We start from the raw sequence: 26,650 nt of genomic DNA, 5'->3' as shown, positions 1-26,650 counted from the left end.
TCGCTGTAAATATCCCAAACTTAGTACAAGATTCAAGTAGAAAATCATGCTGCTTGTTTTAGTGTTTTATACTCAATCGGTGTCATGTTATTTAATGCCTCATGCGGTCTTTCGGTGTTATAAATCGTTAACCATTCTTCGGTTATTCTCCTTGCTTGTGCTAAGTTGTTAAAAAGATATAAATCGAGTACTTCAGTATGATAGGTACGATTAAATCGTTCAATATAACCATTTTGATATGGGCTACCGGGCTGGATATAATCAATGTTTATACCATGTAACTTTGCCCAGTTTATAAAGGTTTTTCCTGTAAATTCTGGTCCATTATCGACTCGTATTTTTAATGGATACCCATGATATTCAGCCAATTTATCTAAGTAACGGGTAACTCTCCCTGCCGGTAAGCTTACTGCAATATCAATGCCTAGCGCCTCACGGTTAAAGTCATCGATGACATTGAAAGTTCTAAACCGGCGTTGATTACGACTGCTGTCACTCATAAAATCCATTGACCAGCATTCACCTTGTTTATTAGGAACCAATAGCTTTTCTGGTGTTCGTGGGGAGATACGTTTTTTACGCTTTACCCTGAGATTAAGCTTTAATTGGCAATACACCCGATACACCCGTTTATGATTCCATTTATAGCCGAGCTTTCTGATGCGATTAAAACATTTGGGAAAGCCCCAGCGTAAATGCCGGTCAGTGATAGCATTCAACATCGAAATAATCACCTAATCATCCGGTAATTTAGGTTGATAATAGTAAGCACAGCGACTTAAGCCAACAATGGCACAACTCATAGCAATAGTAACTGGATAATTTTGTTGTAGTTGCTGTGCCCACGTTTTACGTGCCTTTGTGGGCACTAAAGCTTTTTTATAATTTCTTCCTGAAGCTGGGATTTTAAGCTCAGTTCGGCAAACATCTGCTTAAGCTTGCGGTTTTCGGCCTCCAGCTCCTTTAAGCGTTTGATATCCGAAGTTTCCATTCCGCCATATTTTTCCCGCCATTTATAGAAAGTTGAATTACCCATGCCATATTTACGGCACAGTTCTTTAACGGGAATGTAACTATCCCCTAAAATAGTACAGCCTAAACGTAGAAAATTCTCTTTATTAATCCACTGAGGATTTAAATATGAAAAAATGACTGAACATCAAATCTGTAAATATCCCCCTAAAATAGTACAAATCATAGGAGAACACATTATGTGTCAAAAAATTTAGCGCAGAGTTTAAACAATAGGCAGTGGTTTGATATTGCTTTATCCACTTATCTAATGCGGATTTAGTGAGGTCATACTCAGCAACAATATTCGTTTATTTTTTAGCATGTTGATATAGAAGCACCATTTGTTTTTTTTATTGGTAAGTAAAACGGCGTTTTCTCTTCGCGCTGAATCGATTGCCATTGTTGTTACCTTCTTTTATTTTTAGTTTATCATAACAATAATCTGATAAAACGGGTACTAATTAGTATAGCCTATCTGGTCGGCATTTATAGTAGTTATAAACAAGTTAAATTGGCTCTAGAAAGAGTCAAAAATAAACCAGGATTTATTGATTATCCTGATGATTTTTAGATTTTTGCTATTGTTTTAAATCGTGATGGTTGGTGTGAAGGTTTTGTTAAATAAAATATACTAAGCACTAAAAATGCTTTTATAAATTACAGGAGAATATATGCAAAAAGTCTATGTTTTATATCATATTCGAGATATGGGTACTGCTGATGAAAATAAAAAGAAAATTGGTACTTACAGTAGTTATAAATTAGCTCAAGAAGCAAAAAATAGAGTTAAAGACCGGCCTGGTTTTATTGATTACCCGAATGACTTTTATATTAGTGAATATGTTATTGATAAAGATTATTGGGCTGATGGGTTTAAGGAGATGCAAAAAGTTTATTTTTTATATCATATTCGTTATGAAGATACAGATGATGAGGACGTAAAAATAGTCGGCATTTATAGTAGTGCTAAGCAAGCTAAATTAGCTATAGAAAGACTCAAAAATAAACCAGGATTTATCAATTTTCCCGATGGTTTTCAGATTATTAAAGATGTTCTTAATCGTGATGGTTGGTGTGAAGGTTTTATTAAATAAAATATACCAAGCATTAAAAATGCTTTTATAAATTACAGGAGAATATATGCAAAAAGTCTATCTTTTACATCATATTAGAGATGAAGGTAATGCTGATGAAGATAATAAAGAAATTGGCACTTATACCAGCTATAAATTAGCTGAAGAAGCAAAAAATAGAGTTAAAGACCAACCAGGTTTTATTGATTACCCGAATGGCTTTTATATTGATGAATATGTTATTGATAAAGATTATTGGGCAGATGGGTTTAATGACTAGGTTGTATTGAACTTATAAATAAATTTGTGAAGCAAATAAAATATAGGAGTAAGGAGATGCAAAAAGTTTATTTTTTATATCATATTCTTTATGAAGATACAGATGATGAGGACGTAAAAATAGTCGGCATTTATAGTAGTTATAAGCAAGCTGAATTGGCTATAGAAAGACACAAAAATAAACCAGGATTTATTGATTTTCCCGATGGTTTTCAGATTATTGAAGATGTTGTTAATCGTGATGGTTGGGTGGATGGCTTTGTTGATTTACCTGAGTAGATTTAATGAATAACTGATCCTCGCCAAAATATTAGACAGTGCCCACCTCTATCATTTTTTCGTTTTGGTAATATTGTTGTTCATATTGTTCAGGTGATACCCAGCCATTAGCTGAATGACGGCGTATCCGATTATAATAGATTTCAATATATTCAAATAGTGCTTTATTAGCCAGTTTCCTCGTTTTGTAGTAACAGTCATGAATAATGTGTGTTTTGAGTGTATGAAAAAAACTTTCAACAACCGCATTATCAAAGCAATTTCCTCTTCGACTCATGCTTTGCCTGAGTCCATATTGTAACAATAACTGCTTGAAATCAGCACTGCAATATTGGCTTCCTTGGTCACTATGAATGAGTACATTTTTAGGAAAGTGACGCCGAAATAAGGCTTGTTTTAATGTATTACACACTAAATGACGGTCTATGTAGCGACTCGTTTGCCTAGCAATTACTTTTCGTCCATATAAATCGATAATCACCGACAAATATAACCTACCTTCACCCGTTTTAATATAAGTAATATCGGTTACCCATGTCGTATTTGGCTTATCAGGGTTAAATTGCCTATTTAACGTGTTGGGCGCAATATTGCGATGAGCCGTGTCTGTTTTATACTTGAATTTACGTGCTGCTTTACTCCGTAATCCCAATTGTTGCAAAACACGGCTAATTGTCCTTTCTGAAACTTGATAGCCCGCTTCCCTAACATCATGAAGCAGGCTTGGCGCACCCAAACGGGCATTATGTTGCCAATACTGCTTTTTAATATACTCGCTGAGTTTGGCTGATTTGTTTGCTCTTTTTAACCAAGCATAATAACCCGATGAACTGATACCAAGTAATGAGCATATCTTAGTAACGGGATAGCAGATTAAATGATTTTTCATATAAGCGTACTTCACCGACTTGGATTGTTGATGAAGTACACATGCGCCTTTTTTAGTATATCATTGGCCATTTTCAGTTCTTTAATCTCTTTTTCTAACGCCATAATCCGCTGTTGCTCAGCCGTTAACTCTCGACGGCTGGTTTTATTCGGGGAAAGTTGCCTAATCCATTTATCTAGGGTTGATTTACCCACACCTAGATGGTTGGCTAGTTCGCTGATAGAAAGGTGTGCATTAGATAACGCATAATCCACCGATTGTTGTTTGAATTCGATACTAAATTTTTTGACCATGATATTTGTCTCCTATGATTTTTGTTTATATCATAGAGGCAACTTTTGTCCACTTTTTTGGCGAGGATCAAACTTTTACAGTTCATTGATGGCGCTGTAAATAAATTTATGTATTTTCCTATTTCTGAACTAAGCGAATGAGTAAAAAATAGGTAGATACAAAATTGTAAATACCCCAAACTTAGTACACAACTCACGTAGAAAATTAAGCAGCCTGTTTTAGTGTTTTATACTCAAGCGGTGTCATGTTATTTAATGCCTCATGTGGTCTTTCGGTGTTATAAATCGTTAACCATTCTTCGGTTATTCTTCTTAATAGTAAGCACAACGACTTAAACCAACAATGGCACAACTCATAGCAATAGTAACTGAATGATTTTGTTGTAGTTGCTGTGCCCACGTTTTACGTGCCCCAGTTGGCACTAAAGCTTTTTTATAATTTCTTCCTGAAGCTGGGATTTTAAGCTCAGTTCGGTAAACATCTGCTTAAGCTTACGGTTTTCAGCCTCAAGCTCTTTTAAGCGTTTTATATCCGACGTTTCCATTCCGCCGTATTTTTCTCGCCATTTATAGAAAGTTGAATTTGCCATGCCATATTTACGGCAGAGTTCCTTGACAGGAATACCTGCTTCAGCTTCTTTTAAAATAGCGACGATTTGATGTTCAGTCATTTTTTTCATAATTAAATCCCCTTTACTTGTATCATAGAGAATTTTCTACTTTTGTGCTGTACTATTTTAGGGGGTAGTTACAAAATGGCAGCGAAGTAGGCATAGGTGTAAAAATACTAGGAGATTTAGGTAAATTAACAGATTTTATAAATAATCTGGTGATTGAAACAAGCTGAGATATGGGGTTAACCCTAAAATAATTATATTATTCTAATGGTTAATAGGAATATAGAATATGTTAATGTTGTTGTTTCTTAATTGGTATTAATTACATATCCTAATTATTTACCTTTTAATAAGGTACACAACAAGCGAATTTTTGCCAATTAGTTCTTTACATAAATAAACTGACAATAAAAATAAAAAAGCCCTTAAGTAAGGACTTTTTTAATATTTTTTACACTTTTAATTTAAGGTAGATGCTAGAATGGGATATCATCGTCAAAATCCATTGGAGGTTCGGGAGTCGTGGCTGGTTGTGTTGGTGTTGCTGGTGCACTTTGTGTTGTCGGGCGAGATTGAGCAGCTGGTGCAGATGAAAAATTATTTGCGCTTTGTCCCCAATTTTGTGAGCCATCATTGAAACTTTCGCCACTATTTCTTGAGCTTAAAATCTGTAAGGTACCACCAATTGGATTGATCACCACTTCTGTAGTATAACGATCTTGTCCTGACTGATCTTGCCATTTTCGAGTTTGTAATTGCCCTTCAAGATAAATTTGTGAACCTTTTTTTAAGTATTCGCCAGCAATTTCAGCTAATTTACCGAAAACAACAACGCGATGCCATTCAGTACGATCGCGGGTTTCACCAGTTTGCTTATCTTTCCATGATTCTGATGTTGCGACACTCAAATTAGCAACTGCATTACCATTAGACATGTAACGAACTTCTGGATCTTGTCCTAAGTTACCAACTAAAATGACTTTATTTATACCTCGATTGGCCATTGTTAACTCCTAAAAATTGCATAAGTATTTAAGCTGGATATTGTAACATGAGACTATAGTAATATCAGCGAATTTAATTCAATTAATGGAATATTGATCCCATTATGTAAAGATAGAGAAAGATTGGTCTAACCATAGGAATTTGTTACTTTAACGAGTATAATGCCAGATATTTGTTGATGTATTGTTCTAAACATTCCCTCTACTGGAGACCTTATGATTAATGCGTTTGGATTAAAAAACAAACAATTAGTAAAAATTAATGAAAGCGATATAAATAATGCGACTTGGGTTGATTTGATTGAACCAGAAGAAGCAGATCGTGATTTTGTTTTAACACATTTAGGACAAAACTTAGCAACGAGTATCGAGTTAGATGATATTGAGGCGTCAGCGCGTTTTTTTGAGGACAACGAAGGATTACATGTTCACTCTTTCTTTTTTTATGCAGATGCGGAAGACCGAGCAGGTAACTCAACAGTTGCATTTACTGTGCACAATGGACGTCTATTTACTTTGCGTGAGCGTGATCTTCCAGCCTTTCGTTTGTATCGCATGCGTTCTCGTTATCAAAGCATGAGCGATGGAAATCCCTATGAAGTATTACTTGATTTGTTTGAAGTTAAAGTAGAACAATTAGCCGATCAAATCGAAAATATTTATAGTGAATTAGAAGAGTTAAGTTTAATTATTATGGATCGCTCTGCGCAAGAACATTATGATGAAGCGATCACCTCATTAGCTGAGCTTGAAGATACTGCTTGGAAAGTACGGCTTTGTTTAATGGATAGTCAACGAGCAGTTAACTATTTAGTTCGTCGAGCAAAAATGCCAGTAGAACAACTCGAACAAGCTCGTGAGGTGATTCGCGATATTGAGTCACTTGTTCCGCATAATGAATCATTATTTCAAAAAGTAAATTTCTTAATGCAAGCTGCAACCAGCTTCATTAATATTGAACAAAGTCGAATTATTAAGATTTTCTCGGTTGTGTCGGTTGTGTTTTTACCACCAACAGTGGTTGCTTCTGCTTATGGTATGAACTTTGAATTTATGCCTGAATTAAAATGGGAGTACGGTTATCCGTTTTCATTACTATTAATGTTACTAGCGGGTGTTGCGCCTTATATTTATTTTAAACTTAAAAAGTGGTTGTAGATTTTGGTTATTTAAAATTTTATCCGCTAACTCGGTTTAGCGGAGCCTCATATAAGCAATATCAATTAAGGTAAATTAGTTAAATTATTATAAATAGTTGATAATATTACCTATTACGCTTTCAGTATGATGAATAAAAAGCTTACTATTAAAATAATTAATTTATCATAAAAGGGAACAACATGAGTCAATATGCACTAGTCACAGATATTGGTGGTACCAATGCTCGTTTTGCGTTGTATGATTTAGCAACTAACGAGTTATCTGCAATCACTAAAATTCTTATCTCAAAAAATGATATATTATTAACATTAATTAAAGACTATTTAGCATCCCAATCAGTAACCGTTGAGATGGCTTGTATTGCAATTGCTTGCCCGATTGATGATGAGGATGTGATCAATATGACTAATAATGATTTGTCATTTTCGCGTTCTGAATTAATTCAAGCATTGAATCTTATAAAACTTGAGGTGATTAACGATTTTACAGCAGTGTCAATGTCGATACCTCTTTTATCAAAAGAAGATTTAATCAAAATTGGTGGTGACGAACCTAACCTAAATTACCCTATTGCAATTTATGGTGCAGGTACAGGGTTAGGCGTGTCTCATTTAATAAAAATTAAGCAGCATTGGATTAGTTTATCTGGAGAGGGCGGTCATACCGAATTGCCGATGACCAGTGAAGATGAAGATCGTATTTTAGATCAGCTAAGAAAAAAGTTTGGACGAGTTTCGACCGAACGTTTTCTATCAGGAAATGGTATTGTTAATATTTATCAAGCGCTATTGCAAATTAATGAACAACCTATAGAAGCACTTACGCCAGACATTATTGTTAAAAATGCCTTGTCAAAAAGTTGCCCGCTCTGTTTGCAAACTCTAACGTATTTTTGTACTTTTATGGGACGATTTGGCGGTAATTTGGCTTTAACACTCAATACCCAAGGTGGTGTTTATATTGCTGGGGGGATTGTGCCACGTTTTATCGAATTTTTTAAATCATCACCATTTAGAGAGGCATTTGAACATAAAGGTCGCATGTCTTATTTAGTTAAAAAAATTCCTGTTTATGTGATAACTCATGAAGATCCAGGGCTATTGGGTGCAGGTGTTTATTTGCAAAACAGTCTTAAGTAAGGTTTATTGATAAGGTTTTATTTTATGATGTGGTGTTATATTTATCGAAGTACTAAAAAAGAAAATTGCTATTTGTATATGGAACATGAAAATGACTTTTCAAGTATTCCAGAAAAAATACTTTCTATTTTTGGTTCGCCGGTATTTGTGATGAAAGTATTACTTGATGGTAAACGGCGTTTTGTGGTCGGTACTTCGGATGAAATTGAAGAAAAAATAAAGACAGATGGTTTTTTCTTGCAGATGTTAAAAGAAGATGATTTTAAAGTATGATTGAACCATTTTGGGAATCTAAAACATTAGATCAAATGAGCGATGATGAATGGGAACAGCTTTGTGATGGCTGTGGCCAATGTTGTCTTAATAAGTTAATGGACGAAGATACCGACGAAATATTGTATACCAATGTGGCTTGTAATTTACTTGATTCTAAGACTTGTCAATGCAAACATTATCATGATCGTTTTAAATATGAACCGGATTGTATTAAGCTAACACGTGAAAATCTGCTTACCATTGAATGGTTACCACCAACTTGTACTTATCGTTATTTTTCTGAAACAGGTCAACTGCCTCATTGGCACCCACTGATTACAGGGAATAAGAAACTTATGCATAAGTTAAAGATATCCGTTAAAAATCGCATTGTTTATGAAAAAGATGTGATTTGTTGGGAAGATCATATTATTTAAAAAGAGAGCTATTGTTTTCTCAGATTGTTGATAAGTTTCGCTATTATTCAAATCTAACATAGTGCTACCAAGGATATTTTATAAAAGCATTTAAGTGAAAAAATTAATAAAATAAATGATTTAACTGACTGTTTTATTAAAATAAGACTGCTTTTTATTAGGTAGGCAATTGGGGCGTAACAGTTGGATTTAAAGCGATTGGCTTGCTAGTTCGCAAATAAACTCAAAATCAGTGGTATTTACAATGTTAAGAACAAAATGATTTTGTGGAAAGGTTTGTTCTCTTTTTTATGTTTATTGAATGTATTTTTCAGTATTGGCAATACCTTTGATTATTTTGCACTCATCTATTAGATAAAAAACTCGCTAAAAAGCGAGCTCTTTCTCAACAACCTAAAAAAGTTTTCTCTCTGTTATTTGAACTTAAAGTATAAGCCATAGATATCCAACAATATCGATAGCAAACATATTTAAAAACATCAAAATAAATACGAAAATCATAAATGAGATATCAATCATACCTATAGGGGGGACTATGCGACGGATTGGCGATATAAGAGGTTCTGTTAACTGAGCAAGCAATTCATCTGCACCCGATTGTCCTCGACTTACCCAACTCGAAATTGCTCGAAATAGTAATAACCAAAATAATAAATATCCAAATGCATGCACTATGGCGGCAATAGCATATAAAAGGTATTCATAAGACCAAATTGGTTTATTCATCATGCCATAATAGTAAATAAAAACGATCTTCATAACAGCAACAAAGTACAAAAGAACCCATGTAGCGGTATCCATACGCTTAATCGAAGGAATAACTTTACGTAATGGGCTAATAATAGGTTGGGTTATTTTGACAATAAATTGAGTAAATGGATTATAAAAATTTACACGTGCAGTTTGCATCCATAAACGCAAAATTAAGATATATAGGCATAACGTTAAAATAGTTTTTCCCAAAAAATAAAGTGATGTCATTTAAGACTCCTTAATATAAACTCTTTTGGCAATATATCACAAATATTGCCTTGCTCCAAAGATTGCCGTCCCAATGCGAACCATAGTACTACCAGCAACAATCGCAGCTTGCATATCGCCACTCATCCCCATAGATAATGTATCCATAAATGGGTAATCCGCCTGTAATGATTGCAGAAGTTGTTGCATTTGCTTGAAAGTATCTAATTGTTTATCAAAATCATTTTCTATTTCAGGAATAGCCATTAAACCACGTAAATTTAAATTTGGTAGTGTGATAATCTGTTGCACTAAATCAGCAACTTCTTCAGGAGCCACCCCCGATTTACTGGCTTCTTGACTAATATTAACTTGAATTAAAACATTGAGTTTGTTCATATTAGTAGGGCGCTGATCGTTTAAACGTTGTGCGATTTTAAATCGATCAATGGTGTGCATCCAGTCAAAGTGTTCAGCGACTAATTTGCTTTTATTGGATTGTAACGGACCAATAAAATGCCATGTAAGTGCATTATTTGGCATGATTTGTTTGAAATATTGAATCTTTTCTACGCCTTCTTGCACATAGTTTTCGCCAAAAACGGATTGACCCGCATTTATGGCTTCGGTGATTTGTTGTACAGATTTGGTTTTACTGACTGCAATAAGTTCTATTGTATTGGGATCGCGTTCGCACTTTAATGCAATTTTCTCAATTTCTTTTTTAATAACAATTAAATTGTCTTGTATTATATTCATGTTAATTCCCAATTGGTAATTAGTAGGTAAAGTTTAATGTTAAACTCAATTTTGGCTCTTAGTGTAACGCAAAATGCGTCAGATTTGCACCTTTCAAGTGGCACAGCGCCATGCATTCGAGTTAATGGGCAATTACAATTTTTGTCTGAAGAAAAATTATCGCCATTACAACTTGAAATGGAATTATTTAAGTTGCTGGAACAATCACAAATTGATACCTTAAAGCAAAATGGACAAATCGATTTTGCTTATCATTTGGCTGAATTAGGGCGATTTAGGGTAAATATTTTCTATCAACATCGCGGTATTTCAGCAGTGTTTCGTGTTATTAATAATCGTATTCCAACTTTATCACAAATTAATGCGCCTGCTATTTTTAGAAAGCTTGCTACAATTGAGTCAGGAATTATTCTTATAACAGGTACAACAGGAAGCGGTAAATCCACGACTTTAGCATCATTAATTCAATATATAAATTCGACAGTCGCTAAGCATATTATTACTTTAGAAGATCCAATTGAATATATTTACCAAAATGATAAATCATTAATTCAGCAATGCGAGGTGGCAAATTTTGAAAGTGCTATCGATAGCCTTTTACGACAAGATCCTGATATCATATTACTAGGTGAACTACGCAATAAACACTCAATCCAAGCAGCATTAACAGCTGCTGAAACAGGTCATTTAGTTTTTGCCACTTTGCATACTCGTTCGGCTATTCAGACCATTAATCGTATTATTGACGTATTTGAAGATAGTTCACGAGGTTTTATTCGCACGCAATTATCAACTAGTTTAAAGGCAGTTATAAGTCAAAAATTAGTTCCAGATAATAATGGACGTAAAGCTTTATTTGAAATACTGATTAATACTCCAGCCGTTAGTAATTTGATCAATGAAGGCAAAACGAAGCAGATCTTCTCACTTATGCAGACTGGGCAGCAGTATGGTATGCAAATTATGGTGGATCAGTAATTTATTAAATTGAAATTCTGTTTGATTGTAAACCAATTTTATCTATTTACCTATATAGTTCAAAGAATCTTTACAAATTTTAACAAAAAAATTGGCGTATTTACTTTAATAAACATTCCTGCAAATGCTAATTTTCTTATTTAATAAAAAGTAAAATATCTAACAAATATTAGCCACACGCTTTAATAGAAATTGAATTTAGATTTAAAAATACTTGTGAATATAGTTAACAATAAACTATTTTGGTAAAAGTTGGGTTTTGGATCAAAAAATATTCTATAATTGTCAACAAGTATAGATACTAAAAGTGATTAATAAATGGAACAAAAAATTGGTTTTATTGGTTTAGGAAACATGGGCACGGCAATTTTGCAAGGCATTTTGGGCAGTAATATTGTATCAGGAACACAGCTTTATGTTTATGATCCTCATTTAGAAAAAGGTCAAGCGCTTAATCAAACTTATTCAGTTAATAATCTGGATTCAGCAAGAGATGTTGTTCGTGAGTCAGATATTGTATTGGTTGCGGTTAAACCTAATGTGATTGTTGATGTGCTTAATGATATTCAAAAAGAATTAAAAAGGGATACTATCGTTATTTCAATTGCTGCTGGTGTCACTATTAAGACAATTGCAAAATGTGTGGGCTATGAGCAAAAAATTGTTCGCGTTATGCCAAATACCCCAGCGCTTGTCAATGCCGCTATGTGCTCAATTACACCGAATTCTGAAATTACCCATAAAGAGTTGTCAATAGTACAAACATTATTAAATTGCATTGGCAAAACTGAGATTGTTCCTGAATCTTTAATCGATGCAGTTATTGGCGCAAGTGGATCTTCGCCAGCGTTTGTGTTTATGTTTATTGAAGCTTTAGCTGATGGTGCAGTTAAAGGCGGATTATCAAGAAAACAAGCCTATAAATTTGCTGCACAAGCAGTTTTGGGTTCGGCAAAACTATTATTAGAAACAGGTAAACATCCAGGTGAATTAAAAGATATGGTTTGTTCACCTGCGGGCACTACGATTGAAGGGGTACAAATGCTTGAAGCTAAAGGATTTAGATCAGCGGTAATTGATGCTGTAGAGGCAACAATTAATAAATCTAAAGAGCTTGCAGAAAAATAAATATAAAATTTAGTTATATTTAAAATATTAAAATTTATCAAATAACTATGATGATATTGTCAATCAAGAGATATGATTAAATCTAAATCATGATTGAACTTGTGTAATATAGAAAATGTGCAGGATAAAGCGTAAATAAAACATCTTTCTTTTGCCATTGGCTGAATTAAATTAATAATAAAATAACAAAGTATTGTACGTACTAATATTGACGAAGCCGAGATTATACCAGAATATTTAATTGATGCTGTTATTCGTGTAGCTAGACAACTTTCTCTTTTTTGTTGATATTTATTGCGAAGTTAGCTGATAACACTGTTAAATTCAGTTATTCCAAAAAATAAGTTATAAATTTATAATGTTATGCAATTGAATTAACAATTATGAATTGTTCTATTTCAGTACTATTAACAAATCTTTCAAAAGATTTCTTGCATTAGTTATTTTTTTATGCGTAAATAGAACTAAGCATACGACATGCGGATTTATTTTGTAACATTTAGATATATGTAGTTTGTAGTTTACGATGTCTTAGAGATTAGTTTTCTTCAGTATCTTCTTCTTAGTGTTAGTGAGTAATCTAGGTTTTATGTTTTTGAATATAGCCTTAATGGCTAAGATTAATTTATTTATAGGAAGATTATTATGTCTAAGAAAACTGGTCAAGTTAAATGGTTCAACGAAAGTAAAGGTTTTGGTTTTATTTCTCCTGCTGATGGTAGTAAAGATGTATTTGTACATTTTTCAGCAATTTCTGGTGATGGATTCAAAACATTAGGCGAAGGTCAACAAGTAGAATTCTCAATTCAAGACAGCCCTCGTGGTCCTGCGGCAGCAGATGTTACCATCATCTAAGATTTATATTTTATTTTTTAGTTTTGCTACCCTATCGGTAAATTGTTACTGATAGGGTATTTTCTTATATAGACTTCCCGCCTTAAATTCTTTACCATATTCTGGCTATTTCTAGTATTAATTATCATTTTTCATGATATTAGCAATAAACTTATGATATAAGGAAAGAAAATGAAAAGATTACTATTTATTGTGTTATTAGGTTTTTCTTCAATTTCTATGGCGGATTTAACTGAATCATGTAAAACCTATTTTGATAAACTTGACAGTTTTATGAAAGCAATTCCTAAACAACAATCTGATATGATTAAACAAAGCGTTGAACTGGCTAAACAACAAATTTCGTCACTGTCTGCAGATAATCAAGCTCCAGCTTGTAAACGAGGTATGGATTTTCTTCAACAAGCTGAAGCAAATTTATTTAAAAAATAATATAATTTATCGTTTATTATGACGAAAATCCCAAGGAGCTATAGGATGTTTATCTTTCCATAGCCCTTTTTGGGTTTGTTTTGCACTTACCTCTAATTTTACCATTATCTTGTTGTCAGCAACCCCTTTATAACGATAAGCCCAAGCGTAACCACTTTCTACCATTTTGGCATTGATATTCACCTTATTAAAAAAGATAGTACCTAAAGTTCTTTTATAGATATCCTTTTTATTTTCTTTGACAAAAACATTTTTACCCGCAATGAGTGAGGCTAAATATCTTCGTGATGCATTACCAAAGGCTTGCCCTCTTTCTGGCGCATCAATATCAAGTAATCGAACACGAATTTTTTGCTTTTTTACCGTCAAAATATCTACTGTGTCTCCATCAATCACTTTGACAACTTTACCACTGAAATCAGCATAAGCTAGCGTATTTGATAAAAAAGATAGAATAATAAAAATCAATAAGTGTTTTAAGTAATTCATGATAAATAAAAAAGGTATAATAATTTGTAGCATTATACATTGATTATTGAAACTTACGACGTTGTGATGATATTTTTACTTGATAATTAGCCGTTTGTTTCATGTCTGCTTTTGTGTTTACACCATGATAAACAAAATCTAACTTAGCGATGATAAATTATTTTTAATGAGAAAAAGCATTATATTCAGCCATACTTATATTGTGTATGGCTGATTGGGGTGGGGAAGATTTTTAAATTAAAAAGTATTGGTATCTTGGAATAAACCTACTTTTAAATCAGATGCTTGGTAAATTAATTTGCCATCAACAAAAACTTCACCATCACCAATACCCATAATTAATTTGCGGTTAATTACGCGTTTAAAATGGATTTTATAAGTCACTTTTTTATTGGTTGGTAATACTTGTCCGGTGAATTTTACTTCACCAACACCTAAAGCTCGTCCTTTACCTTTACCGCCAATCCAGCCTAAATAAAACCCTACTAATTGCCACATAGCATCAAGTCCAAGGCAGCCAGGCATAACTGGATCGTTTTTAAAATGACATTTAAAAAACCATAAATCAGGATTAATATCAAGTTCTGCCTCGACAAAACCTTTGCCAAAATTACCACCGTTTTCATTCATCTCGATAACACGATCCATCATTAACATTAAATCAGATGGTAATGGAGGGCCATCATGGCCAAATAGTTCATTATTTCCTGATTTAATTAAATCAGCTTTATCGTACGATGATTTACGTTCAAATGTCATAAAAAAACCTTTTATTTAATGTAAATTAAAACATGCTTTAAAAAATTGAAAGTTACCTAGCTCTTATTTATTCCATAATGAATAAAATTTTGGGCTAAAGTTTATTGGGTATTGTTACTTTTTGCAATATTTTTGCCATTTAGTTAGCCAACTATCTTGTTTTTTGTCTTGTAATAATGCTGCCTGCATACGCGCATGAATTAATTGGTAAAGATTGATACTACTTTTATCTTTATACGGAATACCTGTCAGCAAATAAAGAGCATCGGCAATATGTTCAACTGTCCATATTGAAAACTTATCTTGTTCAATAGCTTCAATAACTTCATCACTTAAACTTAGATGGCGTTGATTGATAGCTGGTATGATCACTCCTTGTTGACCTGTTAAGCCTTGATGCTGACAAACGGCAAAAAATCCTTCAATTTTTTCGTTCACACCACCAATTGCTTGAACATGACCAAATTGATCCACTGAACCGGTTACAGCCAACTGCTGATCGATTGGATGCTGAGATAAAGCGCTAATGATTGCACAAAGTCCGGCAAGCGAAGCACTATCACCATCAATTTCACTATAAGATTGCTCAAAAACCAAAGAAGTCGAAAAAGGTAATTGGTGATTAAATGCAAACTCAGACATGATAAAAGCCTGCATTATCATCATTCCTTTTGAATGAATATTACCGGCTAATTCTGTTTTGCGCTCAATATCAATGAGCTCACCATCGCCAAAATGAATAAGGCAACTTAAACGTGTCGGTTCGCCGATAGCTTTTGGATGTCCAGGATATTCAATTACCGATAAACCATTTATTTGTCCAACCACTTGATCTTTCGTATTAATCATTATTTGATTACTAAATATTTCATCATGCACTCTATCTTGCAAATAATCTTCGTGCCATGATTTTCTCTTTATCGCAGTTGTAATCGCTGATTCGTCTATTACATTATTTTGCATAAAGTAAGTTGCATTGACTAATAATGAATTAACCCAATCAACCGAAAGGGGTAGATAATATTGGTCACCAGTATAGCGAGTTGCTACTTTGTAAATTTTTGCAATAGCCGAGGTATCAATATCGGGTAATTGCTGTTTATGGGCAATAAATTTTAAATAGTTAATCCAGTGTTCAAGTTGTTCGGGTGATTTAATCTGTAATTCATTTTCAAATTCAGTGTAAATAGATGTTGAATAAAATTCAGGTTCGAAATCTTGTAATTCGGCTAAACTTAATCTATCCCCGACTAAAATGACACGTAAATCAAGTGGCATAGGCGGAATAGATAAGGGTAAAGGATGAGATTCGTCAGATGAACTCCACTCAAATTCTTGTTTCATTATCATGTGCTTTAGCTTTGTCCATAACGATGGTTGGCTAAGTAGCGAGCGAAGACCTAAAATTAAAACGCCACCGTTAGCACGATGAACTAGTCCTGCTTGTAATTTAATTGGGCCATTTTCAGGTTGCCTAACACAACCAAAAAGTTTTTCAGCATCAACAGAAGAAGCAAATAAACAATTATCTTGAGCTGCAAAATTATCTTGCTTGCTTTTCGCTTTGGTTAGTGTAATTTTGCTTTCGCTAAAAAAATAACTATAACCGAGCGGGGCTGGTGATAAATCACATTTAATGGCTTGCCTTAGTAAATCAAAAAGAAGCTCACTTTCAGGTGCTTTAAGCAATATAAAACGTGGGCTATAACATTCTCTTTTTGGGGTGCATAACAGGGATAAAGCAGATGCAGCGCGAGGTTGCCACATGAGTAAATGTTCTGATTTTTCTGATGCTAATACTGTTGAAGTATTCGTCGTGTTTTTGCGTTTAGAAAAATAAGATAAATCAGGTTGGATTTGTTGTGCGTTGAGTTGTGTAATGGCCAAAATTATTGTCTTTTTGTTAGCTTATTTCATTTTCAAATTATAACAAGTATCCGAAGTATCGCCAACAGCTTACCAAATTCTTTATGCTAACAAATAAAAAATTTACAGAAAGATTTTTCAAAATCAGGTAAACTAAGTCAAAATTTATTGTTTATTTAGCTTCACAATCACCATTATCAACGACTAAACATGCTCAAAATCAAAAATACTTACTTCAAAGACGATCGTGCCTCACAAATTGTTAGCTGGGGGCATTGGTTTACGTTGTTTAATGTTTTTGTTGTAATTTTGCTTGGTAGTCAATATTTACTTATTGCGGACTGGCCTCGTACTTTTATGGGGCGGTTTTATGCAATCATTAGCGCCATTGGTCATTTTAGTTATTTGGCCTTTGTTGCTTATTTAGTTCTACTTTTTCCGCTAAGTTTTTTTGTTCATTCGTCGCGATGGCAAAGGATTATTGCAACGGTTTTTGCAACAGTCGGTATTTCATTACTGATTATTGATATTGAAGTTTTTTCGCATTTTAGAATGCATCTTAATTTGTCGATTTGGCGATTATTCTCATCGCAAAAAGTTTCTTATTTAAGTACGGTATTTATTGCTATTCCCTTTATTTTATTGATTGAGATTTTATTTGCATTATGGAGCTGGAAAAAACTACGTAGCTTAAGTAAACGCAAACGCTATGCAAGACCAGTTGTGATTTTTTTTATTGTTTGCTTCGTTGCCTCACATTTGATCCATAGTTGGGCTGATGCTAATTTTTATCGCCCCATTACCATGCAACGTTCAAGCCTTCCGCTTTCTTATCCTTTAACTGCTCGCCATTTTCTTGAACGGTATGGCTTTATGAAAGAAAACGGTTATCGCGATCGTGTTGCTCAAGAAGGCAATCCTTTTGCGATGGCAATTGAATACCCATTAGGACGTATTGTTTATGATAAACAACCGATAAAAAATAATGTGCTTATGATTGTTATTGATGGGTGGAATACAAATTTATTAACTAAACATATGCCTAGATTGAATGCGTTTGCTCAAGATAATATTGCCTTTACAAATCATTATGGTGCAAGTAATCAGTCGTATTTGAATGACTTTTCATTATTTTACGGATTAGATCCTAACTACTATAATAGTATTTTAGTTGGACATAAGCCTTCTGTATTGCTCGAGGTTGTGACTAAACAGCACTATAATTTAGGTCTGTTTTCAGCAGACGGTTTTGCTGAACCTTTATATCGTGCTGCATTATTATCTAATTTTTCAATACCAGAGCCTAAAAAACAATCCAATAAACAAATAACCGAAAATTGGAGAGCATGGCATGAGGAACAGAATCATCTTGACAATCATGCGCCTTTATTTTCTATCATCCAATATTCGTTAGGTGATAAAAACAAAAAAATTGCGATATCAGATCTTCAAACTGAAGCTAAAAAGTTAGATCAGTCTATTGAATCCTTAATTGCTTATTTAAGATTATCGAATGCTTACGATGATACGGTGATTATTATTACTGGTACGAATGATATTAAAATTGATGAGACGAAAAAAATAGCACTACGCAATACAGGTAGTGATTTTAACCGTGCATCATTAAAAGTACCATTGATTATGTCATGGCCTAATAAAGAAAGTGCTCAAATAGCAGAAGCATCGTCGCAAACCGATATTATGTGTACATTAATGCAAGACGTATTTCATGTGACTACGCCACCACAGCAATATAATCAAGGTAGAAATCTACTTAAGGGAAAATCTAGACAGTGGCTCGTTGCGGGTGATGAAAATACCATTGCTGCAATTTATGATGATAAAACAGTGGTTTTAGATGCTTTTGGTCGTTCTAAAATTTATGATCCTAATGGTAAATTACAAAAAGGCGAAAAAATCAGCTTGCCGATCTTTTTACAAATAGTCACTGAAAATCGCCGTTTTATGGTAGTGGATAATTGATTTAACTGTCGAATATAGAGCAATAAAAAGAGGGTGAAGATTACTTCACCTCTTTACCCATTGCCTGTAAATCAGCATGATAGGATGAACGCACAAATGGTCCACAAGCAGCATGGGTAAATCCCATATTTAATGCTGTTTGCTTCAACTCTTCAAATTCTTGTGGTGACACATAGCGTTCAACTGGTAAATGATATTTACTTGGTTGTAAATATTGACCCAGCGTTAACATAGTCACACCATGACTCCGTAAATCCTTTAATACTTGAATTAACTCTTCGTTTGTTTCACCTAATCCAACCATCAAGCCCGATTTTGTTGGAATTTCTGGATGTCGCTCTTTAAACCTAGCCAGTAAATTGAGTGATCCTTCATAGCTAGCACCAGGACGGATCTTTTTATATAAACGAGGGATATTCTCTAAGTTATGATTAAACACATCAGGTGGATTATCGCTTAACACTTCAATTGCTTCATCAATACAGCCACGAAAATCGGGGGTGAGTGTTTCAACTTTTATATTTGGATTTAAGGTTCGGATTTCTTGAGTACAAGAGGCAAAATGACTTGCACCGCCATCTTTTAAATCGTCCCTATCCACAGAGGTTATAACGACATAGCGCAACTTCATCTCTTGAATTGTTTTAGCCAGTTTTATGGGTTCTTCGCGATCTGGGGGTAATGGTCTGCCATGGGCAACATCACAAAATGGGCAACGGCGAGTACAAATATCGCCCAAAATCATAAAAGTGGCTGTACCATGGTTAAAGCATTCTGCTAAGTTAGGACAAGAGGCTTCTTCACAAACTGAATGCAGCCCATGTTTGCGCATGGTGTTTTTGATATGTGCAATATTATCAGAGTGAGCAGATAACTTAATTCGCATCCATTCAGGTTTTTTAAGTGGCGTTGCATCTTCTAATGTGATTGTTGGGATTAAGCGTGTTTTGTCAGCATCACGATATTTTGAGCTTCTGATCGTTGTTTCATTATTTTGCATATTAGGTATCTTAATACTTAGGTAGATGATTGATAAAATTATCGGTTAATCGTTGTTTAATTTCGTTACGGTCGATATTTAAAACATAGTCTTTTAATTGTGTCATTTGTAATCCAGCATAACCACAAGGGTTAATGTTATTGAACGGGGCAAGATCCATATCAATATTTAATGCCAGCCCATGTAGTGTACAACCTCGGTTTATATGCAAACCGAGCGAACAAATTTTTTTATGATCAATATACACTCCTGGAGCCTCTGCTTTTGTGTAAGCTATGATACCATAGTGCGCTAAAGTTTGAATGACACTATTTTCTAAAAAACTGACCATATCACGAATACCAATATGGCGTCTTCTTAAGTCAATTAGGGTATACATGATTTGTTGACCGGGTGCATGATAGGTAATTTGACCGCCGCGATCAGTTTGAATAACAGGAATATCTGTACAATTTAATAAATGTTCAGCTTTACCCACTTTTCCTTGGGTAAATACAGGTTGATGTTCTACTAACCAAATTTCATCAAGTGTTTGTTCATGACGATTTTGGGTAAAGTAATGCATAGCTTGATAAGTTTGCATATAAGGAACAATATGTAGGTCTTGGACGATAACATTATTAATGCTCATGGTATTGCTTATTGTCATTGGTATTAACAAAAAATTTGTGAATATATATCAGATTTTACTACAATTTGACAACTTGTAGATGATTTCGGTATAGACATTCTAGCTATTTTTTTGTATTTATTCATTACTAAAATTTGGTTTTTATCAAATAACTAGCACTGTTGTAAATGTCACCATTGAAATAGTTGATTAATTTGATAGGAATTAACATTCTTTTCTAAGCTTTGGTTTGCTTTACTTTTTTTTTGAAAATGGCAGACTTATGCGGTGAAACTCCATAATGCAGGGTTGTAATTTATATAGTTATTTATAGCTAAGGATAGCAAATACTGCATTTTTTTAAACAAAAAAGAGGTTTTTATATGTCGGATATGCAAGTGAATGATATCGATCCCATTGAAACACAAGATTGGCTCAAGAGTCTTGATTCAATTATTCGCGAAGAAGGTATAGAACGTGCACAATATATTATTGAACAAATAGTCAATAAAGCAAGAGATGGCGGTGTACCACTACTTTTTGGTTCTTCAACAAGTAATTATGTCAATACTATCCCTGTAGAAGAACAACCTGCTTATCCTGGCGATTGGGAAATAGAACGCCGCATTCGTTCAATTGTTCGCTGGAATGCAATTATGATGGTGCTAAGGGCATCAAAAAAAGATCTGGAACTAGGTGGTCATATGGCATCGTTTCAGTCTGCTGCTACGTTTTATGAAGTTTGTTTTAACCATTTCTTCCGTGCACGCAATGAAAAAGATGGTGGTGATCTGGTTTATTTCCAAGGGCATATTTCACCAGGTGTTTATTCACGCGCATTTATTGAAGGTCGTTTAACCGAAGAACAACTTGATAATTTCCGCCAAGAAGTACATGGTAAAGGACTCCCTTCTTACCCTCATCCTAAATTACTTCCTGAATTTTGGCAATTCCCAACAGTCTCAATGGGGCTTGGTCCTATTAGTGCTATTTATCAAGCACGTTTTTTAAAATATTTAGAAAATCGTGGACTGAAAGATACTTCTGAACAAACTGTCTATGCTTTCTTAGGTGATGGTGAGATGGATGAGCCTGAATCAAAAGGCGCAATCACCGTTGCAACGCGTGAAAAATTAGATAATTTGGTATTTGTTATCAACTGTAATTTACAACGATTAGATGGTCCAGTAACCGGTAATGGTAAAATTATTAATGAACTTGAAGGTGTATTTGCTGGCGCAGGCTGGAATGTGATTAAAGTTCTTTGGGGCGATCGTTGGGATAAATTACTACAAAAAGATAAATCAGGTAAATTAATTCGTCTAATGAATGAAACGCTTGATGGTGATTATCAAACATTAAAATCAAAAGATGGCGCTTATGTGCGTGAGCATTTCTTTGGCAAATATCCAGAAACTGCTGAATTAGTTAAAGATATGTCTGATGAAGAAATCTTTAGATTAAACCGTGGTGGTCAAGATCCAGCTAAAATGTTTGCTGCATTCCAACGAGCAAAAGAAACTAAAGATCGCCCAACTGTTATTCTTGCTCACACCATTAAAGGTTATGGTATGGGGGCTGCAGCCGAAGCGAAAAATATTGCTCACCAAGTGAAAAAAATGAATATGGATGGTGTGCGTCATGTTCGTGATTTCTTCAATATTCCTGTAACAGATGAAGCTCTTGAAAAATTACCTTATATCAAATTTGAGGAACACACACCAGAATACAAATATATTCATGAACGTCGTAATGCATTACATGGTTATGTTCCGTCAAGATTAACCAAATTCTCTGGTACGGTTTCTATTCCATCATTAAGCGAATTTTCGTCATTACTTGAAGCACAGTCAAAAGAAATTTCAACCACAATTGCGTTTGTCCGTGCACTTAACATCATGCTTAAGGATAAAGAATTAGCACCACGCTTAGTACCAATTTTGGCTGATGAAGCGCGTACTTTTGGTATGGAAGGCTTATTCCGTCAAATTGGGATTTATAACCCACATGGGCAACAATATACGCCACAAGATAAAGAGCAAGTTGCTTATTATCGTGAAGACGAAAAAGGTCAAATTTTACAAGAAGGGATTAATGAATGTGGTGCAACCGCTTCATGGTTAGCTGCTGCGACATCATATAGCACCAATGATTTCCCAATGATTCCATTCTACATTTATTATTCTATGTTCGGTTTCCAACGTATTGGCGATTTAATGTGGGCAGCTGGCGATCAGCAAGCACGCGGATTTATGATCGGTGGTACATCAGGTCGTACAACATTAAATGGTGAAGGCTTACAACACCAAGATGGTCATAGCCACATTCAATCATTAACCATACCTAACTGTATCTCATATGATCCTGCTTATGCTTATGAAGTTGCGGTTATTATGCAAGACGGTTTACGTCGTATGTATGGCGAACAAGAAAACGTTTACTACTATATTACTACACTCAATGAAAACTATGCACAGCCTGCAATGCCTGAAGGTGCAGAAGAAGGCATTCGTCGTGGTATTTATAAACTTGATACTGTTGAAGGTCAAAAAGGTAAACCGACTGTTCAATTATTAGGTTCTGGTTCAATTTTACGTCATGTACGTGATGCGGCTGACATCTTAGCTAAAAACTATGGCATTAGTTCTGAAGTTTATAGCGTAACATCATTTACTGAACTTGCTCGTGATGGACAAGATTGTGAACGATACAATATGCTACATCCAAGTGAAACACCAAAAGTGCCTTATGTTGCACAAGTTATGAATAACAATCCAGCAGTAGTTTCAACTGATTATATGAAAATTTTTGCTGAGCAAATTCGTGGATTTGTACCTGCTGAAAGTTATCGAGTGCTTGGTACTGACGGCTTTGGTCGCAGTGATAGCCGTGAAAATTTACGCCATCACTTTGAAGTTGATGCATCTTATGTTGTAGTTGCAGCATTGGGTGAACTTGCTAAACGTGGTGATATCGAAGTTAGCGTTGTTGAAGAAGCGATCAAAAAATTCGAAATCAATGCTGATAAACTTAATCCACGAATTGCATAAGAGGTTGTTATAATGAGTATTCAAATTAAATTACCAGATATTGGCGGTGATGAGGTCGAGGTGACCGAAATTCTGGTTAATGTAGGTGACAAAGTTGAAGCTGATCAGTCAATTATGACTGTTGAAGGTGATAAAGCATCAATGGAAATCCCAGCACCACAAGCCGGTATTGTTAAATCTATTTCGGTAAAAATTGGCGATAAAGTCCAAACAGGTGTGGACATTATGGTCTTTGATGAACAGGGTGGTGCAGAGCCTGCAGCTCCAGCACAAGAAGCTCCAAAAGTTGAAGTCGCGCCAACTGCTGCTGCGAGTCAAACTGTTGATGTCAATATACCTGATATTGGTGGCGATGAAGTTGAAGTGACCGAACTTTTAGTAAAAGTTGGCGATACTATATCTGTTGATGACTCGTTAATTACCGTTGAAGGTGATAAAGCGTCAATGGAAGTACCCGCGACCATTGCTGGCACAGTTAAAAGTATCACAGTGAAAGTAGGCGATAAGGTGAAAACAGGTTCCAAAATTATGGAATTTGAAGTAACAACCAGTGCAGCACCAGCTACTCAAACAGCACCGGTAGCGCCAGCACCTGTTGCTGAAAAAGCCGCACCAGCGCCAACACCAGCGCCTGTTACCGCACAATCAGCGCCTGTAGCATCAGGCAATGAATTTGTTGAAAATGATGCTTATGCGCATGCAACTCCATCAGTGCGCCGTTTAGCGCGTGAATTTGGCGTAAATCTCGCTAAAGTCACCGCGACAGGTCCTAAAAACCGTATTTTACGTGAAGACATTCAAGCGTACGTTAAAAATGCAGTTAAGCAAATTGAAAGTGGCGCTGCGGGCGGTGCATTACCAGGTTTATTACCATGGCCGAAAGTTGATTTCAGCAAATTTGGTGAAGTTGAAAGCCTACCATTAACTAAAATTCAAAAAGTATCAGGTGCAAATTTACACCGTAACTGGGTCATGATTCCGCATGTGACAGAGTTTGATGAAACCGATATTACTGATTTAGAAGCATTCCGTAAGCAACAAAATGCAGAAGCTGATAAGAAGAAACTTGACCTTAAGATCACACCTTTAGTGTTTATCATGAAAGCGGTAGCTAGCGCATTAACAGCGTATCCACGCTTTAATAGCTCATTATCTGAAGATGCTCAAACGCTAATCATCAAAAAATACATTAATATAGGTGTTGCTGTTGATACACCAAATGGTCTTGTTGTGCCAGTATTTAAAGATGTTGATAAAAAAGGCATTGTTGAACTTTCACGAGAACTTGCGGCAATTTCTAAAAAAGCGCGTGAAGGTAAATTGACTGGTAGCGATATGCAAGGTGGATGTTTCACTATTTCTAGCCTTGGTGGTATTGGTACAACCTCGTTTACACCAATTGTCAATGCACCAGAAGTGGGTATTTTAGGTGTATCTCGTTCTAGCATGAAACCAGTTTGGAATGGTAAAGAGTTTACACCACGCTTAATGTTACCTTTATCATTATCCTTTGATCACCGAGTGATTGATGGTGCGGATGGTGCACGCTTCTTAAGCCATATTGTTAACGTCTTATCCGACTTACGTCGTTTAGTGATGTAATTAAGGAGATCAAATTATGAGTCAAGATGTTAAAACGCAAGTTGTGGTTTTAGGGGCAGGACCAGCGGGTTATTCCGCTGCGTTCCGCGCAGCTGACCTTGGACTAGATGTGACCCTTGTTGAACGTTATTCAACACTTGGTGGTGTCTGTTTAAATGTAGGCTGTATTCCATCAAAAGCATTACTTCATGTTGCTAAAGTAATGGATGAAGCAAAATCATTAACTGAACATGGTATCCATTTTGGTACCCCGAGACTTGAATTAGACAAAGTGCGTGGCTGGAAAGAAAAAGTCATTAGTCAGCTGACTAACGGGCTTGCTGGCATGGCAAAAATGCGTAAAGTCAATGTGATTCAAGGTGAAGCTCAGTTTACTGGTAGTCATACCATGGATGTAACTTCATCAAAAGGGATCACTAAAATTACCTTTGATAATGCCATTATTGCAGCGGGTTCTCGTCCAATTAAGTTACCTTTTATTCCACATGATGATCCGCGTATTTGGGATTCAACAGATGCCTTAGCGCTAACCACCATTCCTAAAAAATTATTATTAATGGGTGGCGGAATCATTGGGCTTGAAATGGGTACTGTATACCATGCATTAGGTTCAGAAGTGGATGTGGTTGAAATGTTTGACCAAGTGATCCCAGCTGCTGATAAAGATGTGATTAAAGTCTTTACTAAGCAGATCCAAAAGAAATTCACTTTACGATTGGAAACCAAAGTGACCACCGTTGAAGCCAAACATGATGCAATTTACGTCACCATGGAAAAGAAAGACGGCACCACCGAAACCCATACTTATGATGCGGTATTAGTGGCAATTGGTCGTACGCCAAATGGTAAGTTAATTAGTGCAGAAAAAGCTGGCGTTAATGTCACGGATCGTGGATTTATCGAAGTGGATAAACAGATGCGCACCAACGTACCACACATTTATGCCATTGGCGATATTGTGGGACAACCAATGCTTGCGCACAAAGGTGTACACGAAGGGCATGTGGCAGCAGAAGTGATTGCTGGTAAGAAACACTTCTTCGATCCAAAAACTATTCCTTCTATTGCCTATACTGAACCTGAAGTAGCTTGGGTGGGCTTAACTGAAAAAGAAGCGAAAGAAAAAGGTATTGATTATGAAGTGTCAATCTTCCCATGGGCTGCATCAGGGCGCGCTATTGCTTCGGATTGTTCAGAAGGGATGACAAAACTCATCTTTAATAAAGCAGATAATCGCTTGCTAGGTGGTGCGGTTGTTGGCGTGAATGGCGGTGAATTACTAGGTGAAATCACTTTAGCTGTTGAAATGGGCTGTGATGCAGAAGATATTGCATTAACTATCCATGCTCACCCAACATTGCATGAATCAATCGGCTTAGCTTCTGAAATTTATGAAGGCTCAGTCACCGATTTACCTAATGCCAAAGCAAAGAAAAAATAGTGACAACAAGTCATTTATTTACTTAATAAAATGCCGTTAGCTCAAACTAACGGCATTTTTATTTATCTTAAAATAAGCTAATTTATTTTTGTCAAAAACTTTCAGGAAACACTACGTTTCAGTAAAAAATTGAATTAAACGACTAAATGCAAATCCTAATGAAAACGAGAGATAAATAAGTTATTTATCATGATAACTTCCGTAATCGTCAATACGCTAATATTAGTTATTGCTGATAGGTATTTTTATATTACTAAAAAGATTAGAATACTTAGGATTTTATTCAGATGATTTATCG

Annotated in this window: 28 protein-coding genes and 1 pseudogene; 15 read left to right on the top strand and 14 right to left on the bottom strand. The window is 35.1% G+C overall.

What is annotated here, in order from left to right; translation table 11 throughout:
• Window positions 1-44: 44 nt before the first annotated feature.
• Genes GYY69_RS08345 through GYY69_RS12680 form a run of 3 tightly spaced genes read right to left on the bottom strand, consistent with a single transcriptional unit; the run spans window position 45 to window position 1,054 of the window.
• Window positions 45-722 carry an IS3 family transposase gene (locus GYY69_RS08345; RefSeq protein WP_202984980.1) on the bottom strand — a complete coding sequence of 226 codons (678 nt, stop codon included), beginning with the start codon at window positions 720-722 and terminating at the stop codon, window positions 45-47.
• A 12-nt stretch (window positions 723-734) separates the two neighbouring features.
• The gene (locus GYY69_RS12865) at window positions 735-869 is read right to left on the bottom strand and encodes a hypothetical protein (protein ID WP_255458441.1); all 135 of its coding nucleotides are present in this window, start codon (window positions 867-869) and stop codon (window positions 735-737) included.
• A complete protein-coding gene (locus tag GYY69_RS12680) occupies window positions 869-1,054 on the bottom strand; it encodes a transposase (RefSeq protein WP_255458442.1) in 186 nt (61 codons plus the stop codon). Before GYY69_RS12680 ends, GYY69_RS12865 begins: the two co-directional genes overlap by 1 nt.
• 631 nt (window positions 1,055-1,685) lie before the next feature.
• On the opposite strand from GYY69_RS12680, the gene GYY69_RS08340 reads away from it, so the two are divergent.
• The 3 genes from GYY69_RS08340 to GYY69_RS08330 are packed head-to-tail and all read left to right on the top strand — an operon-like array spanning window position 1,686 to window position 2,645.
• Window positions 1,686-2,108: a hypothetical protein gene (locus tag GYY69_RS08340; protein WP_174797258.1), complete on the top strand. Its 423-nt coding sequence runs from the start codon at window positions 1,686-1,688 to the stop codon at window positions 2,106-2,108.
• Between the two features lie 46 nt (window positions 2,109-2,154).
• Window positions 2,155-2,367: a hypothetical protein gene (locus GYY69_RS08335; RefSeq protein WP_174797257.1), complete on the top strand. Its 213-nt coding sequence runs from the start codon at window positions 2,155-2,157 to the stop codon at window positions 2,365-2,367.
• 56 nt (window positions 2,368-2,423) lie between these two features.
• The gene (locus GYY69_RS08330) at window positions 2,424-2,645 is read left to right on the top strand and encodes a DUF7336 domain-containing protein (protein WP_065642152.1); all 222 of its coding nucleotides are present in this window, start codon (window positions 2,424-2,426) and stop codon (window positions 2,643-2,645) included.
• A gap of 31 nt (window positions 2,646-2,676) precedes the next feature.
• Here the strand turns inward: GYY69_RS08330 and GYY69_RS08325 are convergent.
• The 4 genes and pseudogenes from GYY69_RS08325 to GYY69_RS08310 form a co-directional block, all read right to left on the bottom strand.
• A protein-coding gene (locus GYY69_RS08325; RefSeq protein WP_174797256.1) for an IS3 family transposase occupies window positions 2,677-3,827 on the bottom strand; the annotation gives its coding sequence in 2 pieces (ribosomal slippage) (window positions 2,677-3,581 and window positions 3,581-3,827; 1,152 coding nt in all).
• Window positions 3,828-4,032: 205 nt separating this feature from the next.
• Window positions 4,033-4,155 carry an integrase core domain-containing protein gene (locus GYY69_RS13130; RefSeq protein ID WP_174797255.1) on the bottom strand — a complete coding sequence of 41 codons (123 nt, stop codon included), beginning with the start codon at window positions 4,153-4,155 and terminating at the stop codon, window positions 4,033-4,035.
• A gap of 126 nt (window positions 4,156-4,281) precedes the next feature.
• A pseudogene (locus tag GYY69_RS08315) lies at window positions 4,282-4,507 on the bottom strand (transposase); the annotation flags it as partial.
• A 413-nt stretch (window positions 4,508-4,920) separates the two neighbouring features.
• Window positions 4,921-5,448 (bottom strand): single-stranded DNA-binding protein, encoded by a 528-nt coding sequence (locus GYY69_RS08310; RefSeq protein ID WP_174797253.1) that lies wholly within the window; start codon window positions 5,446-5,448, stop codon window positions 4,921-4,923.
• Between the two features lie 216 nt (window positions 5,449-5,664).
• Here GYY69_RS08310 and corA point away from each other — a divergent pair, with 216 nt between their 5' ends.
• The 4 genes from corA to GYY69_RS08290 all read left to right on the top strand — a co-directional run bounded on the left by corA (window position 5,665) and on the right by GYY69_RS08290 (window position 8,440).
• Window positions 5,665-6,606 carry a magnesium/cobalt transporter CorA gene (corA, locus tag GYY69_RS08305; RefSeq protein WP_174797252.1) on the top strand — a complete coding sequence of 314 codons (942 nt, stop codon included), beginning with the start codon at window positions 5,665-5,667 and terminating at the stop codon, window positions 6,604-6,606.
• 182 nt (window positions 6,607-6,788) lie between these two features.
• Window positions 6,789-7,748, top strand: a complete 960-nt coding sequence (locus tag GYY69_RS08300) for a glucokinase (protein WP_174797251.1) — start codon at window positions 6,789-6,791, stop codon at window positions 7,746-7,748.
• 24 nt (window positions 7,749-7,772) lie between these two features.
• Window positions 7,773-8,021 carry a YcgL domain-containing protein gene (locus GYY69_RS08295; protein WP_081303153.1) on the top strand — a complete coding sequence of 83 codons (249 nt, stop codon included), beginning with the start codon at window positions 7,773-7,775 and terminating at the stop codon, window positions 8,019-8,021.
• A complete protein-coding gene (locus GYY69_RS08290; RefSeq protein ID WP_174797250.1) occupies window positions 8,018-8,440 on the top strand; it encodes a YcgN family cysteine cluster protein in 423 nt (140 codons plus the stop codon). The genes GYY69_RS08295 and GYY69_RS08290 overlap by 4 nt, the downstream gene beginning before the upstream one ends.
• A gap of 423 nt (window positions 8,441-8,863) precedes the next feature.
• Here GYY69_RS08290 and GYY69_RS08285 read toward each other — a convergent pair whose 3' ends face one another.
• The gene (locus tag GYY69_RS08285) at window positions 8,864-9,421 is read right to left on the bottom strand and encodes a YggT family protein (RefSeq protein ID WP_174797249.1); all 558 of its coding nucleotides are present in this window, start codon (window positions 9,419-9,421) and stop codon (window positions 8,864-8,866) included.
• 36 nt (window positions 9,422-9,457) lie between these two features.
• A complete protein-coding gene (locus GYY69_RS08280; protein ID WP_174797248.1) occupies window positions 9,458-10,159 on the bottom strand; it encodes a YggS family pyridoxal phosphate-dependent enzyme in 702 nt (233 codons plus the stop codon).
• Between the two features lie 36 nt (window positions 10,160-10,195).
• Between GYY69_RS08280 and GYY69_RS08275 the strand changes: the two genes are divergently transcribed.
• The 4 genes from GYY69_RS08275 (at window position 10,196) to GYY69_RS08260 (ending at window position 13,552) form a co-directional block, all read left to right on the top strand.
• A complete protein-coding gene (locus tag GYY69_RS08275) occupies window positions 10,196-11,137 on the top strand; it encodes a type IV pilus twitching motility protein PilT (protein ID WP_174797247.1) in 942 nt (313 codons plus the stop codon).
• A 318-nt stretch (window positions 11,138-11,455) separates the two neighbouring features.
• Window positions 11,456-12,265, top strand: coding sequence for a pyrroline-5-carboxylate reductase (proC, locus tag GYY69_RS08270; RefSeq protein WP_174797246.1), 810 nt, complete (start codon window positions 11,456-11,458; stop codon window positions 12,263-12,265).
• A 645-nt stretch (window positions 12,266-12,910) separates the two neighbouring features.
• Window positions 12,911-13,120, top strand: coding sequence for a transcription antiterminator/RNA stability regulator CspE (gene cspE, locus GYY69_RS08265; RefSeq protein WP_034909833.1), 210 nt, complete (start codon window positions 12,911-12,913; stop codon window positions 13,118-13,120).
• Between the two features lie 171 nt (window positions 13,121-13,291).
• On the top strand, window positions 13,292-13,552 hold the full coding sequence (locus GYY69_RS08260; RefSeq protein WP_174797245.1) for a DUF5339 family protein: 261 nt from the start codon (window positions 13,292-13,294) through the stop codon (window positions 13,550-13,552).
• 6 nt (window positions 13,553-13,558) lie between these two features.
• Here the strand turns inward: GYY69_RS08260 and GYY69_RS08255 are convergent, their stop codons facing one another.
• From GYY69_RS08255 to GYY69_RS08245, 3 genes are all read right to left on the bottom strand, one after another.
• Complete coding sequence (locus GYY69_RS08255) at window positions 13,559-14,074, bottom strand: thermonuclease family protein (RefSeq protein WP_174797244.1); 516 nt, start codon at window positions 14,072-14,074, stop codon at window positions 13,559-13,561.
• Between the two features lie 204 nt (window positions 14,075-14,278).
• Complete coding sequence (fabA, locus tag GYY69_RS08250) at window positions 14,279-14,800, bottom strand: bifunctional 3-hydroxydecanoyl-ACP dehydratase/trans-2-decenoyl-ACP isomerase (RefSeq protein ID WP_065581835.1); 522 nt, start codon at window positions 14,798-14,800, stop codon at window positions 14,279-14,281.
• A gap of 114 nt (window positions 14,801-14,914) precedes the next feature.
• Window positions 14,915-16,687 carry an AAA family ATPase gene (locus GYY69_RS08245; protein WP_174797243.1) on the bottom strand — a complete coding sequence of 591 codons (1,773 nt, stop codon included), beginning with the start codon at window positions 16,685-16,687 and terminating at the stop codon, window positions 14,915-14,917.
• A 189-nt stretch (window positions 16,688-16,876) separates the two neighbouring features.
• On the opposite strand from GYY69_RS08245, the gene GYY69_RS08240 reads away from it, so the two are divergent.
• Complete coding sequence (locus tag GYY69_RS08240) at window positions 16,877-18,649, top strand: DUF3413 domain-containing protein (RefSeq protein ID WP_174797242.1); 1,773 nt, start codon at window positions 16,877-16,879, stop codon at window positions 18,647-18,649.
• A gap of 40 nt (window positions 18,650-18,689) precedes the next feature.
• On the opposite strand, the gene lipA is transcribed toward GYY69_RS08240, so the two are convergent.
• Window positions 18,690-19,649, bottom strand: a complete 960-nt coding sequence (lipA, locus tag GYY69_RS08235; RefSeq protein ID WP_174797241.1) for a lipoyl synthase — start codon at window positions 19,647-19,649, stop codon at window positions 18,690-18,692.
• Between the two features lie 10 nt (window positions 19,650-19,659).
• Window positions 19,660-20,280, bottom strand: a complete 621-nt coding sequence (gene lipB, locus GYY69_RS08230) for a lipoyl(octanoyl) transferase LipB (RefSeq protein WP_174797240.1) — start codon at window positions 20,278-20,280, stop codon at window positions 19,660-19,662.
• 362 nt (window positions 20,281-20,642) lie between these two features.
• Between lipB and aceE the strand changes: the two genes are divergently transcribed.
• The 3 genes from aceE to lpdA are packed head-to-tail and all read left to right on the top strand — an operon-like array spanning window position 20,643 to window position 26,352.
• Window positions 20,643-23,309: a pyruvate dehydrogenase (acetyl-transferring), homodimeric type gene (gene aceE, locus GYY69_RS08225; protein WP_174797239.1), complete on the top strand. Its 2,667-nt coding sequence runs from the start codon at window positions 20,643-20,645 to the stop codon at window positions 23,307-23,309.
• A 12-nt stretch (window positions 23,310-23,321) separates the two neighbouring features.
• Complete coding sequence (aceF, locus tag GYY69_RS08220) at window positions 23,322-24,911, top strand: pyruvate dehydrogenase complex dihydrolipoyllysine-residue acetyltransferase (protein ID WP_174797238.1); 1,590 nt, start codon at window positions 23,322-23,324, stop codon at window positions 24,909-24,911.
• A gap of 16 nt (window positions 24,912-24,927) precedes the next feature.
• Entirely contained in the window at window positions 24,928-26,352 is a 1,425-nt protein-coding gene (gene lpdA, locus GYY69_RS08215) for a dihydrolipoyl dehydrogenase (protein WP_174797237.1), read from the top strand.
• Window positions 26,353-26,650 lie beyond the last annotated feature (298 nt).

It is taken from the genome of Gilliamella sp. ESL0250 (genome assembly GCF_013345045.1).
GTDB classification, from domain to species: domain Bacteria; phylum Pseudomonadota; class Gammaproteobacteria; order Enterobacterales; family Orbaceae; genus Gilliamella; species Gilliamella apicola_H.
The sequence above is the reverse complement of the archived record's forward strand: the minus strand, read 5'-3'. Positions and strand labels throughout refer to the sequence as shown.

Excerpts from the sequence above, each read along its gene's own strand:
- GYY69_RS08240 (WP_174797242.1), top strand. The coding sequence starts at position 16,877 with ATGCTCAAAATCAAAAATACTTACTTCAAAGACGATCGTGCCTCACAA.
- GYY69_RS08285 (WP_174797249.1), bottom strand. The coding sequence starts at position 9,421 with ATGACATCACTTTATTTTTTGGGAAAAACTATTTTAACGTTATGCCTA.
- corA (WP_174797252.1), top strand. The coding sequence starts at position 5,665 with ATGATTAATGCGTTTGGATTAAAAAACAAACAATTAGTAAAAATTAAT.
- GYY69_RS08310 (WP_174797253.1), bottom strand. The coding sequence starts at position 5,448 with ATGGCCAATCGAGGTATAAATAAAGTCATTTTAGTTGGTAACTTAGGA.
- cspE (WP_034909833.1), top strand. The coding sequence starts at position 12,911 with ATGTCTAAGAAAACTGGTCAAGTTAAATGGTTCAACGAAAGTAAAGGT.
- GYY69_RS08280 (WP_174797248.1), bottom strand. The coding sequence starts at position 10,159 with ATGAATATAATACAAGACAATTTAATTGTTATTAAAAAAGAAATTGAG.
- GYY69_RS08330 (WP_065642152.1), top strand. The coding sequence starts at position 2,424 with ATGCAAAAAGTTTATTTTTTATATCATATTCTTTATGAAGATACAGAT.
- GYY69_RS08295 (WP_081303153.1), top strand. The coding sequence starts at position 7,773 with ATGATGTGGTGTTATATTTATCGAAGTACTAAAAAAGAAAATTGCTAT.
- fabA (WP_065581835.1), bottom strand. The coding sequence starts at position 14,800 with ATGACATTTGAACGTAAATCATCGTACGATAAAGCTGATTTAATTAAA.
- GYY69_RS08335 (WP_174797257.1), top strand. The coding sequence starts at position 2,155 with ATGCAAAAAGTCTATCTTTTACATCATATTAGAGATGAAGGTAATGCT.
- proC (WP_174797246.1), top strand. The coding sequence starts at position 11,456 with ATGGAACAAAAAATTGGTTTTATTGGTTTAGGAAACATGGGCACGGCA.
- aceE (WP_174797239.1), top strand. The coding sequence starts at position 20,643 with ATGTCGGATATGCAAGTGAATGATATCGATCCCATTGAAACACAAGAT.
- GYY69_RS08345 (WP_202984980.1), bottom strand. The coding sequence starts at position 722 with ATGTTGAATGCTATCACTGACCGGCATTTACGCTGGGGCTTTCCCAAA.
- GYY69_RS08260 (WP_174797245.1), top strand. The coding sequence starts at position 13,292 with ATGAAAAGATTACTATTTATTGTGTTATTAGGTTTTTCTTCAATTTCT.
- GYY69_RS08255 (WP_174797244.1), bottom strand. The coding sequence starts at position 14,074 with ATGCTACAAATTATTATACCTTTTTTATTTATCATGAATTACTTAAAA.
- lipB (WP_174797240.1), bottom strand. The coding sequence starts at position 20,280 with ATGAGCATTAATAATGTTATCGTCCAAGACCTACATATTGTTCCTTAT.
- GYY69_RS08300 (WP_174797251.1), top strand. The coding sequence starts at position 6,789 with ATGAGTCAATATGCACTAGTCACAGATATTGGTGGTACCAATGCTCGT.
- GYY69_RS08290 (WP_174797250.1), top strand. The coding sequence starts at position 8,018 with ATGATTGAACCATTTTGGGAATCTAAAACATTAGATCAAATGAGCGAT.
- aceF (WP_174797238.1), top strand. The coding sequence starts at position 23,322 with ATGAGTATTCAAATTAAATTACCAGATATTGGCGGTGATGAGGTCGAG.
- GYY69_RS08340 (WP_174797258.1), top strand. The coding sequence starts at position 1,686 with ATGCAAAAAGTCTATGTTTTATATCATATTCGAGATATGGGTACTGCT.
- lipA (WP_174797241.1), bottom strand. The coding sequence starts at position 19,649 with ATGCAAAATAATGAAACAACGATCAGAAGCTCAAAATATCGTGATGCT.
- lpdA (WP_174797237.1), top strand. The coding sequence starts at position 24,928 with ATGAGTCAAGATGTTAAAACGCAAGTTGTGGTTTTAGGGGCAGGACCA.
- GYY69_RS08275 (WP_174797247.1), top strand. The coding sequence starts at position 10,196 with ATGTTAAACTCAATTTTGGCTCTTAGTGTAACGCAAAATGCGTCAGAT.